Origin of the sequence: Mycobacterium helveticum (assembly GCF_007714205.1) — a bacterium.
Taxonomy (GTDB): domain Bacteria; phylum Actinomycetota; class Actinomycetes; order Mycobacteriales; family Mycobacteriaceae; genus Mycobacterium; species Mycobacterium helveticum.
The window spans coordinates 1-10,629 of the sequence record NZ_VMQU01000156.1; the positions used below are offsets into that span (position 1 = coordinate 1).

Sequence of the window (10,629 nt, forward strand, 5' to 3'; positions counted from 1 at the left end):
TAGCCACCGCATGACCAGCAATCCAGCAGCTCCATTCAAGATCAACCCCGATTCACCTACAAATCTGTCGCACACCCGGTCGGTAGTTGTCGGTGGTGTGCTGTAGGAACAGCGGTATGAATCTGGCGGTGTGGGCTGAGCGCAACGGTGTTGCGCGGGTGACTGCGTATCGCTGGTTCCACGCTGGCCGATTGCCGGCTCCGGCACGCAAAGTTGGTCGTCTGATTCTGGTGGACGAGCCGATCGGCGCGTCTGGCCCGCGATCACGCACGGCTGTGTACGCGCGGGTGTCCTCGGCGGATCAGAAAGCCGACCTGGATCGGCAGGTGGCACGGGTGACCGCCTGGGCCACCGCCCAGCAGATCCCGGTCGACAAGGTCGTTGTCGAGGTCGGTTCGGCGTTGAATGGGCACCGCCGCAAGTTCCTTGCACTGCTGCGTGACCCGACGATGAATCGGATCGTGGTCGAGCACCGGGACCGGTTCTGCCGGTTCGGTTCTGAATACGTCGAAGCCGCGTTGGCCGCCCGAGGCCGGGAGCTGGTGGTCGTGGACTCGGCCGAGGTTGATGACGACCTGGTGCGCGATATGACCGAGGTTTTGACTTCGATGTGCGCGCGACTGTACGGCAAACACGCGGCGGCCAACCGGGCAAAGCGCGCCGTCGCTGCGGCTGCTGCCGACGATACGGAGGCGGCCTGATGGGGCGTTTCGAGGTGCCCGAGGGTTGGTGTGTGCAGGCGTTCCGGTTCACCCTCGACCCGACCCAGGATCAAGCCAGGTCGCTGGCGCGGCATTTCGGCGCCCGCCGCAAGGCCTTCAACTGGACCGTCGTCACCTTGAAAGCCGATATCGGCGCGTGGCACGCGACGGGCGCCCGGACGGCCAAGCCGTCGCTTGCGGTGCTACGGAAACGCTGGAACACGGTCAAGGACGAGGTGTGCGTCAACCCCGAGACCGGGCAGGTGTGGTGGCCGGAATGCTCGAAGGAGGCCTATGCCGACGGCATCGCCGGAGCGGTGGACGCCTACTGGAACTGGCAGACCTCCCGATCGGGCAAGCGCGCGGGTAAAAGCGTCGGATTTCCGCGGTTCAAAAAGAAAGGACGCGACGCCGACCGCGTGTCGTTCACCACCGGTGCGATGCGCGTCGAACCCGACCGGCGGCATCTGACGCTGCCGGTGATCGGCACGGTCCGCACGCACGAGAACACCCGGCGCATCGAACGCCTCATCGCGAAAGGCCGTGCGCGGGTGCTGGCAATCACGGTGCGCCGCAACGGCACCCGTCTAGACGCCAGTGTGCGGGTCTTGGTGGCGCGCCCGCAGCAACCGAAGGTGGCGCACCCCGGTTCACGAGTCGGTGTCGATGTCGGGGTCCGGCGCTTGGCCACGGTCGCCGACGAGCACGGCGAGGTGCTTGAACAAGTGCCGAATCCCCGGCCGCTCGACGCGGCGCTCAAACAACAGTTGCGGCACGCCAGCCGTGCCCGATCGCGCTGTGTGAAAGGTTCACGGCGCTACCGTGAGCGCACCACCGAGATTTCCCGGCTCCATCGCCGGGTCAACGACGTCCGCACTCATCACCTGCATGTCCTGACAACACGATTGGCTAAAACCCACGGCCGCATCGTTGTCGAAGGTTTGGACGCTGCGGGGATGCTGCGGCAAAAGGGCCTTCCGGGTGCCCGTGCCCGCCGGCGCGGACTCTCCGATGCCGCCCTGGGCACCCCGCGCCGGCACCTGTCCTACAAGACGCGCTGGTACGGGTCAGCGCTGGTGGTCGCCGACCGCTGGTTCCCGTCGTCGAAAACCTGCCACGCCTGCCGGCATGTGCAAGACATCGGCTGGGACGAAAAATGGCAATGCGACAGTTGCTCCGCACGTCACCAGCGTGACGACAACGCCGCGATCAACCTCGCACGCTACGAGGACACCGTTAGCGTCGTCGGCCCAGTTGGGGCCGCCGTCAAGCGTGGAGCCGACCGTAAGACCCGGTCTGACCGGGCAGGTGGCCGTGAAGCGCGGAAGGGACGCAGCCGCAAGGCTGCCGAACAACCCCGAGACGGGGTGCAAGTCGCGTGACCACTAAAGATCACTCACTTGCAACGGAGTTCGAGGGCCCGCCGCCATGGAACATCGGTGCGCCGCAGCCCGAACTCGCCGCGCTGCTGGCGGCCGGCAGGTTCCGCAGCGACGTGCTCGACGCCGGCTGCGGATTCGCCGAGTTGTCGCTGGCGCTGGCCGCGCAGGGCTACACCGTGGTCGGGATCGACCTGACGCCCATCGCCGTCGCGGCGGCCACCAGGGCGGCCGCCGAACGGGGCCTGACCACGGCCACTTTCGTGCAGGCCGACATCACCGACTTCGCCGGCTACCCACCGGGCTCGGCCGGCCGGTTCAACACGGTCGTGGACTCCACGCTGTTCCACTCGCTGCCGGTCGAGGGCCGCGACGGCTACCTGAGCTCGGTGTACCGCGCCGCCGCCCCGGGGGCCGGCTACTTCGTGCTGGTGTTCGCCAAGGGCGCCTTCCCCGCCGAGATGGCAGCCAAGCCCAACGAGGTCGACGAGGACGAATTGCGCGCCGCGGTGAGCCGCTACTGGGAGATCGACGAGATCCGGCCCGCCTACATCCACGCCAACATCCCGCCGGCCGCCGACGCGCCGTTCGAGATGCCCGCGCACGAGCGCGACGAGCAGGGGCGGATGAAGCTGCCCGCCTACCTGCTCACCGCGCACAAGTCGGGCTGACCTACGCGGTCGCGGCCGTCGCCGCGATCAGCGCCTCGGCGAAGGTCTCCACGTCCTCGACCGTGGTGTCCACGTGCGGCGAGATGCGCAGCACCGGCCGCGTGATCTCCAGCGGCGCCCGCTGCACCCCGACGCAGGTGGTCAGGATGCGCCGCTGGGACAGCAGCCAGTCCCGCACCGCCTGCGGGTCGGCGCCGTCGAGGGGGGCCAGGGTGGTGATCGCGCTCGGCTCGTCGTCCTCCTCGACGACGGCCCAGCCGGGCACGTCGGCGAGCACGGTCCGACCGGCCGCGCCCAGCTGCGCCAGCCGCGCCCGCACCACGTCCGGTCCGTACGCCAGGTACTCGCCGAGCGCGCACGAAAACCCCACCCGCGCAGCGACATTGGCCTCGCCGAACTCCAGCTGCCGGGCCACGCTCAGCGGCGAGACCCACTCCGGCGGCTCCAGCCGCGGGCGCAGCCGCTCCATCAGCTCGCGGCGCACCGCCAGGACGCCCACCCCGCGCGGGCCGGCGATCCATTTGCGCGACGTCGAATACGTCACGTCGGCGCCCACCGCGCAGTCGATCTGGCCCAGCGCCTGAGCGCCGTCCACCACCAGCGGCAGGCCCAGCTCCGCGCACAGCTGCGCGACCATCGAAACCGGTTGCACCACCCCGCGGTGGCTGCCCACCGCGGTCAGGTGCACCAGATCCGGCGGATCGGCGGCCAGGGCCAGCGCCGCGTCGTCGAGCGCGACGCGGCCATCCTCGAGGGTCGGCAGCAGCCGGCGCTCGAACCCGTGGGCGGCCATCACGGCCAGGTTGGGTCCGTATTCGCCGGGCAGGCAAGCCACGGTTCGCCGGCCCCCCGGGCCCCTCGGCCAGCCGCCCAGCAGCAGGTCCAGGGCGTGCAGCGCGCCGGTGGTGTACACGACCTCGGCGTCGGGCGCACCGCACAGGGCGGCGACGGCGACCCGCCCGGCGTCGAGCACCGGCGCGGCGGCCTCCGCCGCGACATAGCCGCCCACCTCGGCCTCGTGCCGGGCGTGCCGGGCGGCGGCGTCGAGCACCGCGAGGCTTTGGCGCGAGCACGCCGCGCTGTCCAGGTGCAGCCCGGCCGCCGGCGGGCGGGCCGACCGCCACCGGTCGGCCAGCGAGTCGCCGTGCGTCACAGCACGGCCAGCGAGAGCCCGAAGTCGCCCGCGGTGTCCGTCCACCAGCGGGTCGGGTGCAGCCCGGCGCGGACCAGTTCGGCGCTCACTCCGTCGGGCCGGAACTTGCACGACACCTCGGTGAGCATCTCCTCGCCGGCGGCGAAGTCGACGGTCAACTCCAGGGCGCCGACCCGCACCCGCTGGGCGCGATCGGCGCGCAGCCACATCTCGATGCGCTCCTCGCGCGCGTTCCAGCGGGCGACGTGCGCGAAGGCGTCGACGTCGAAGTCGGCGTCGAGTTCGCGGTTGATCACCGCGAGCACGTTGCGGTTGAACCGGGCCGTCACCCCCGCGGCGTCGTCGTAGGCACGCACCAGCCGGCCCGCGTCCTTGACCAGGTCGGTGCCCAGCAACAGGCTGTCCCCCGGCCGCATCACCGCGGCCAGGTTGGCCAGGAACTCCGCGCGCGGTACGGGCGTGAGGTTGCCGATCGTCGACCCCAGGAACACGAACAGGCGTCGGCCACCGTCGGGGATCTCGGTGAGGTGCTCCTCGAAATCGCCGCACACGGCGCGGATCTCGACGCCCGGGTATTCGCGCTGGATGGCCTCCGCGGCCGTGGAGAGCATGCTGGCGTCGACGTCGAACGGCACGAACCGGCGCAGCGAGCCGCGGCCGTGCAGGGCGCTGAGCAGCGTCCGGGTCTTCTCCGAGGTCCCGCTGCCCAGTTCGACCAGGGTGTCCGCCCGGCTGGCCGACGCGATCTCGCCCGCCCGGTCTGCCAGGATCGCCGCCTCCGCGCGCGTGGGGTAGTACTCCGGCAGCCGGGTGATCTGGTCGAACAAATCGCTGCCCAGCGGGTCGTAGAACCACTTGGGCGGCAATGTTTTCGGTGTGCACTGCAGGCCGTCGGCCACGTCACGGCGCAACGCGCGGTGCGCCGAGTCGGCGGCCAGGTGGTTGGACAGCGACAGCGTCATCACAATCCTTTCGGGTTGCCCAGCGCGGTGAACGTCACCCGCTCGGAGGTGACTTCGACGAGGTGGTGGTCCGGCACGTCCTCCCATTCCCCGTCGTCGTCGTAGGGTTCGCTGGCCAGCACCACACCGTCGTCACGGCGCAGGATGGACAGCGTCTCGTGCCACGTCGTGGCCAGCAGCCGGGACCCGTCGGCGGCCAGCACGTTGAGCCGGGCCGCGGGGTCGGCGGCGCCGATCTCGGCGATGGTGTCGCCCAGGGCGTCGAGCCCACGCGCGAAGGTGACCGCCGCCAACAACGCGCTGTCGCAGAGGGATTCGGCCCGCGGCGCCGGTGGCAGCACGGCGCGGTCGACGACGCCGTTGTGCGACAGCAGCCACCGCCCGTCGGTGAACGGCGCGGTGGCGCTGGCCTCGATGGGCATGCCGACGGTCGCCGAGCGCACCGCGGCGACCACGCAGTGACTGCGCAGCGCCGGCGCGACCGACTCGAACGACACGTCGCCCCACAGCGGCGCCGCGCTGCGCCAGCGCCGGGGCGCCGCTCCGTCGAAGAAGCCGACCCCCCACCCGTCGGCGTTCATCAGGCAGTGCTTCTGCCGGCGCGGGGCGTAGGACTGCACCCGCAGGCCGTGCGGCGGGTCGAGCACCAGCGAGGAGACCGTGACACCGGCCCCCAGCCAGCCGAGGTGACGGCACATCAGGCGGGCTCCTCGACGGACCAGGCCAGCCGGACGCCGGCGAAGATCTGGCGGCGGTGCGGGTGATCCCAGTTGCGGAAGCTGGGCCGCACGATGCCCGGCTCCACGGCCCACGACCCGCCGCGCAGCACCCGGTAGTCACCAAAGAAGAACGGACGGGAGTACCGCTCGTAGATCATCGGGACGAACCCCGGCCATCCCCGCAGCGGCGAGGTGGTCCACTCCCACACATCGCCGAGCATCTGCTCGGCCCCGTACGCCGAGGCACCGCCCGGGTAGGCGCCGACGGGCGCCGGGCGCAGCGCCGACCCGCCCAGGTTGGCCACGGCGGGAGAGGGCCGCCGCTCGCCCCAGGGGTAGCGGCGGCGTGTCCCGGTGGCGGGGTCCCACGCGCAGGCCTTCTCCCACTCCATCTCGGTGGGCAGCCGCGCCCCGGCCCAGGCCGCGTAGGCCTGGGCCTCGAAGTAGGTGACGTGCTGGACGGGCTCGTCGGCCGGGATGTCCTCCACGCGGCCGAACCGGGTGCGGGTCGCAGCTTCGGCGCTCCAGAACTGCGGCGCGGTCAGACCCGCGCTTCGGCGATACTCCCAGCCGCGCTCCGACCACCACCGCGGCTCGCGGTAGCCGCCGTCGTCGAGGAACTGCCGCCATTCGCCGTTGGTGACGGGGACGGTGCCGATGCGGAACGCCGGCAGGTCGACGACGTGGGCGGGACGCTCGTTGTCCAGGGAGAACGGTTCGGCCGCGGCGTCCACCCCCAGCACGAACGGGCCGGCGGGCACCAGCACCGACGTGCCGGCCAACCCGGGCCGTCCGGCCGGCACCGCCGCGGTGTCGGTCAGCAGCGGGGCGCCGGCGCGCAGGTTCAGCGCCTGCAGCATGGTCTCGCCGTGCTGGTTCTCGTGGCTGACCACCATGCCGTGGACGAAGCCGCCCCCGTCCTCGCCCAGCGCATCGCGGGCGTCCAGGGCGTCCAGCACCGCCGAGCGCACGGTCCGGCAGTAGGAGCGCGCCTGCGCCGGGGACAGCAGCGGCAGGTCGGCGCGGCTGGCGCGGGAATGCACGAACGCGTCGTAGAGGCCCTCGACGGCCGGCGGCAACATCCCGGGCCGGGCGGGGTCGCCGCCCCGCAGCAGCCACAGCTCCTCCTGCTGCCCGATGTGCGCCAGGTCCCACACCAGCGGGCTCATCAGGGGGTCGTACTGCCGGCACAGCTCGTCGTCGTCGAAGTCGACCAGTCGCAACGTCCGCGCCCGTGCCCGTGCCAGATCGTCGGCGATCCGTTCGCGGGAAGTCACAGTCCCCCTCGCGCCAGCCGGGCGACCGCCGGCGCCGCCCCGTGCTCGCTGACCTGTTCGCAGAAGTCGTCGGCGGGGCAACGACCCTGCTCGACGGCGCGGGCCAGCCGCTGCATCGGCTCGGCGAGCTCGGCCGGCGCCCGCTCGGCGGCCAGCGCCACGCACGTGTTGGCCGCCGTGTAGAGCCGGCGATCGCGCAGGCCGACCCGCGCCGCGGTGTCCCAGGCGGTGGCCACGGGTTCGACGGCCTCGGCGGCGACGGCGGCGGCGGCCGGGTCGTCGAGCAGGGCCACCAGGGTGAACACCACGGCGGGCCAGAACGCGTCCGGCAGGCTGTCCAGGTAGCGGATCTCCAGCCATTGGCGCGGACGCACCGGCGGGAACAGGGTGGTCAGGTGGTATTCCAGGTCCGAAATCGTCGGGCGGCGGTCGCCGAGCAGCACCCGGCCGTCCACCCAGTCGATGAAGGGCACATAGTGAGTGACGGCGACGGCCTCGGGGTCGTTCACCAGCATCACCGGCGCGTTGAGCGCGTAGTGCGCCCATTCGGTCCCGGGGTCGTCGCAGCTGGCACCCAGCGCCGGCCCGCAGCGCGCCGAGTCCATCTGGCCCCAGACCCGCTGCCGGGTGGACGACCAGCCGGACAGTTCACCGCCCAGCATGGGCGAGTTGGCCGCGATCGCGACCATCGTCGGCCCCAGCGCGTGTGCCAGGCGCACCCGCTGCGCCCACCCGGACCGCGGGCCCGCGTCGAGGTTGACCTGGACCGAGGCGGTCGACGTCATCATCGCCGCGCCGGCGTCCCGGAAGCCGTCGGCGGCGAAGAACTGCTCCATGGCGCGGTAGCGCGCCCCGGGATTGATGCGCTGGGGGGGCCGCAGCGGGTCCGCCCCCAGATAGACCAGCCCGAGCCCGGCATCGGCAAACGCGGCCCGCAGCACGGCCTGGTCGCTGTGCATGGCGTTGATCGCCGGCATGACGCCGTCGGCGGGCGGCCCCGACAGTTCCACGGCGCCGCCGGGTTCGACGGTGACCGCGCTGGCGCCGGGCAGCGCCGGCAGGAACTCGAGCACCTCGAGGATCTCGTCCCAGCCCGGCCTGCGGTGCGGATCGGTCGGATCGTGGCAGTGCGCCTCCACCTCGAGACCGACCCGCCCCAGCGAGCCGTCGGCCAGGCAGCTGTCGGCGATGTGGCAGGCGACGGCCGACGAATCGGCCATCTCTGCTTCGACCGGGCTGGTCGTGGCGAGCTGCGAGGCCGCGCCGGTGGTGCCGGCGAACGTCATGTCACGATCCTTCCGGGCCCGGTAACCACGACCATTTCATCTTCCAGACCGTGCCGACATATTCCCGTTTCCGCGTCTTTTCGCCGCACGGCCTACACGGATACCCAGCTTTTCGCATTTATTGACCCAGCGCGTTCTGCATCGCCCCGGCGAGCACGGTGACCGCGGGCCCCGCGTTGCCGGATTGGCAGACCTTGGCCTGCAGCAACACGTTTTGGCGCAGCCTGGTTTGATCGAAACAGCGGCGATCGGTGCCGGCCTGCTGCTTCGTCCAGTCCGCGTCGGTGGCGGTCGGCGGCCCGCCGGCGAACGACCAGACCTGGGTGGACCCGTCGTCCAGGTGCATCGCCGTCGTCTGTCCCGAGCAACCCGTGGTCCGGTCCGCCACCCGGTGGAAGGCCCTGGTTGCGGCGTCGTTCGTGGCGAACACCCCGACCGCCTGCTTGGCGTAGTGGGATTGGTCGGTGGCCGACGTTTGGGTGATCGCCCCGTTGAACGACGCCAGGTCGGGGTCGTCGTACACCTCGGGCAGCCCGATGTCGGCCCAGTTGTTACACGCCGGCAGATCCACCCAGAAGGCCTGGAACGGCTCGGTGAACACCGACTCCCAGCCCATCGGCGCGCCGATGACGTTGCCGACCGCCCCCTTGCCCAGCACCGCGTAGGACACCACACCCGGCTCGGAGGGCGCGGCGCCCGCGGCGGGGCCCCCGATCGCCAGACCGACGGCCCCGATGGTCCCGATGGCCGCCGCGGCAACCCGCATGCTCATGCAGCCGATCATGCCAGGAGCCGGACTCAGCCCAGGTTGGCCCGAACCCCCTCCTCGACCGTCTTCCCCAGGTCCGGGTCGACGTTGCGCCAGTACTCGAACACCCGGGACAGCACCGGTTCTTTGACTCCCTTACAGACGTGGCCGATGATGTTGTTCGCCAGCCGCTCCCGCGCCTCGTCGTCCAGCACGTCGCGGACCATGGTGCCGGCCTGGCCCCAGTCGTCGTCCTCGGCGTGCAGGGTGTAGGCGGCCCGGACCATGTCGCCGTCGGCGTGCCAGCGCACCTCGGCGGCGCGCGCCGGGTCGGCCTGCGGCCCGCCGTAGGAGTTCGGGGCGTAGACCGGGTCGGAGGCGTTCTGCACCCGCATCGCGCCGTCCTTGGAGTAGCTGTTCACCTCGACCTTGGGGGTGTTGACCGGGATCTGCCGGTAGTTGGTGCCCAGCCGGGCGCGGTGCGCGTCGGAGTAGGAGAAGCCGCGGGCCTGCAGCATCTTGTCCGGGCTCAGGCCGGTGCCGGGCACGGTGTTGTTCGGCTCGAACGCGGCCTGCTCGATCTCGCTGTGGTAATCGGTGACGTTGCGGGTCAGCGTCATCGTGCCGACGTCGATCAGCGGGTAGTCGCTGTGCGGCCACACCTTCGTCAGGTCGAACGGGTTGAACCGGTAGGTCCGGGCCTCCTCGTACGGCATGATCTGCATCTTCAGCGTCCAGCTCGGGTGGTCGCCGCGCTCGATCGCCTCATACAGGTCACGCTGGTGGTAGTCGCCGTCCTCGCCGGCCAGCCGGTCGGCGTCCTCCTGCGTGAGGAACTCGATCCCCTGGTCGGTGATGAAGTGGTACTTCACCCAGGAGATCTCGCCGGCGGCGTTGATCCAGCTGTAGGTGTGGCTGCTGTAGCCGTTCATGTTGCGCCACGTCTTCGGGATCCCACGGTCGCCCATCAGCCAGGTCACCTGGTGGGCGGACTCCGGCGAAAGGCTCCAGTAGTCCCACTGCATGTTGTGGTCGCGCACGTTGCGAGCCTGGGTGCGCTTCTGGGAGCGGATGAAGTGCTGGAACTTCAGCGGGTCGCGCATGAAGAAGACGGGCGTGTTGTTGCCCACCATGTCGAAGTTGCCCTCGCCGGTGTAGAACCTCAGCGCGAAGCCGCGCGGGTCCCGCCAGGTGTCCGGGCTGCCGCGCTCGCCGGCGACGGTGGAGAACCGGGCCAGGATCTCGGTCTTGGTGCCGGGCTGGAACACCGCCGCCCGGGTGTACCGGCTGACGTCGTTGGTCACCTCGAAGTGACCGAACGCGCCGCCGCCCTTGGCGTGCGGCTGGCGCTCCGGGATGCGTTCCCGGTTGAACATCGCCATCTGCTCTATCAGGTAGTGATCCTGCAGCAGGATCGGGCCGTCGGGCCCGATGGTCAGCGACTGGTCGTCGCTGGGTGCGGGGATTCCGGCATCCGTGGTGGTGTAGCGCTGCGTCATCTCACCCTCTCCTCTTCACCCGCACGGTGTCAGCCGTTCGCGCGGGGCTTACGACGCAGACGATTACCCGAACGGCTCAGTTCCCAACCCGGGTCCACATCCGCACCGGATGCCCCCTACGGGCGGGGCCCCGGGGAGTGGGGCGGGGCGGCCCCCCCCCGGGGGGGGGGGGGGGGGGGGGGGGGGGGGGGGGGGGGGGGGGGGGGGGGGGGGGGGGGGGGGGGGGGGGGGGGG

General features: G+C 71.3%; 10 protein-coding genes. 3 read left to right on the plus strand and 7 right to left on the minus strand.

Annotated features, from left to right (window positions below):
* Positions 1-116: 116 nt before the first annotated feature.
* The 3 genes from FPZ47_RS24235 to FPZ47_RS24245 are packed head-to-tail and all read left to right on the plus strand — an operon-like array spanning position 117 to position 2,751.
* A complete protein-coding gene (locus tag FPZ47_RS24235; protein ID WP_144954666.1) occupies positions 117-701 on the plus strand; it encodes an IS607 family transposase in 585 nt (194 codons plus the stop codon).
* Positions 701-2,083 (plus strand): IS607 family element RNA-guided endonuclease TnpB, encoded by a 1,383-nt coding sequence (gene tnpB / locus FPZ47_RS24240; protein WP_144954668.1) that lies wholly within the window; start codon positions 701-703, stop codon positions 2,081-2,083. Before FPZ47_RS24235 ends, tnpB begins: the two co-directional genes overlap by 1 nt.
* Entirely contained in the window at positions 2,080-2,751 is a 672-nt protein-coding gene (locus FPZ47_RS24245) for a class I SAM-dependent methyltransferase (RefSeq protein ID WP_144954671.1), read from the plus strand. Before tnpB ends, FPZ47_RS24245 begins: the two co-directional genes overlap by 4 nt.
* A 1-nt stretch (position 2,752) precedes the next feature.
* Here the strand turns inward: FPZ47_RS24245 and egtE are convergent, their stop codons facing one another.
* From egtE to FPZ47_RS24280, 7 genes are all read right to left on the minus strand, one after another.
* The gene (egtE, locus tag FPZ47_RS24250) at positions 2,753-3,904 is read right to left on the minus strand and encodes an ergothioneine biosynthesis PLP-dependent enzyme EgtE (RefSeq protein WP_144954674.1); all 1,152 of its coding nucleotides are present in this window, start codon (positions 3,902-3,904) and stop codon (positions 2,753-2,755) included.
* Positions 3,901-4,866 (minus strand): L-histidine N(alpha)-methyltransferase, encoded by a 966-nt coding sequence (gene egtD / locus FPZ47_RS24255; RefSeq protein ID WP_144954677.1) that lies wholly within the window; start codon positions 4,864-4,866, stop codon positions 3,901-3,903. The genes egtE and egtD overlap by 4 nt, the downstream gene beginning before the upstream one ends.
* Complete coding sequence (gene egtC, locus FPZ47_RS24260; RefSeq protein ID WP_144954680.1) at positions 4,866-5,564, minus strand: ergothioneine biosynthesis protein EgtC; 699 nt, start codon at positions 5,562-5,564, stop codon at positions 4,866-4,868. Before egtC ends, egtD begins: the two co-directional genes overlap by 1 nt.
* Positions 5,564-6,862 carry an ergothioneine biosynthesis protein EgtB gene (gene egtB / locus FPZ47_RS24265; RefSeq protein ID WP_144954683.1) on the minus strand — a complete coding sequence of 433 codons (1,299 nt, stop codon included), beginning with the start codon at positions 6,860-6,862 and terminating at the stop codon, positions 5,564-5,566. Before egtB ends, egtC begins: the two co-directional genes overlap by 1 nt.
* Positions 6,859-8,148, minus strand: coding sequence for an ergothioneine biosynthesis glutamate--cysteine ligase EgtA (gene egtA, locus FPZ47_RS24270; RefSeq protein ID WP_144954686.1), 1,290 nt, complete (start codon positions 8,146-8,148; stop codon positions 6,859-6,861). Before egtA ends, egtB begins: the two co-directional genes overlap by 4 nt.
* A 118-nt stretch (positions 8,149-8,266) precedes the next feature.
* A complete protein-coding gene (locus FPZ47_RS24275; RefSeq protein WP_144954711.1) occupies positions 8,267-8,914 on the minus strand; it encodes a sensor domain-containing protein in 648 nt (215 codons plus the stop codon).
* Between the two features lie 32 nt (positions 8,915-8,946).
* The gene (locus tag FPZ47_RS24280) at positions 8,947-10,395 is read right to left on the minus strand and encodes a catalase (protein ID WP_144954688.1); all 1,449 of its coding nucleotides are present in this window, start codon (positions 10,393-10,395) and stop codon (positions 8,947-8,949) included.
* Between the last annotated feature and the right edge of the window lie 234 nt (positions 10,396-10,629).

Coding starts and splice junctions, on each gene's coding strand:
- FPZ47_RS24275 (WP_144954711.1), bottom strand. CDS start 8,914: ATGCGGGTTGCCGCGGCGGCCATCGGGACCATCGGGGCCGTCGGTCTG.
- egtA (WP_144954686.1), bottom strand. CDS start 8,148: ATGACGTTCGCCGGCACCACCGGCGCGGCCTCGCAGCTCGCCACGACC.
- FPZ47_RS24280 (WP_144954688.1), bottom strand. CDS start 10,395: ATGACGCAGCGCTACACCACCACGGATGCCGGAATCCCCGCACCCAGC.
- tnpB (WP_144954668.1), top strand. CDS start 701: ATGGGGCGTTTCGAGGTGCCCGAGGGTTGGTGTGTGCAGGCGTTCCGG.
- egtC (WP_144954680.1), bottom strand. CDS start 5,564: ATGTGCCGTCACCTCGGCTGGCTGGGGGCCGGTGTCACGGTCTCCTCG.
- egtD (WP_144954677.1), bottom strand. CDS start 4,866: ATGACGCTGTCGCTGTCCAACCACCTGGCCGCCGACTCGGCGCACCGC.
- FPZ47_RS24235 (WP_144954666.1), top strand. CDS start 117: ATGAATCTGGCGGTGTGGGCTGAGCGCAACGGTGTTGCGCGGGTGACT.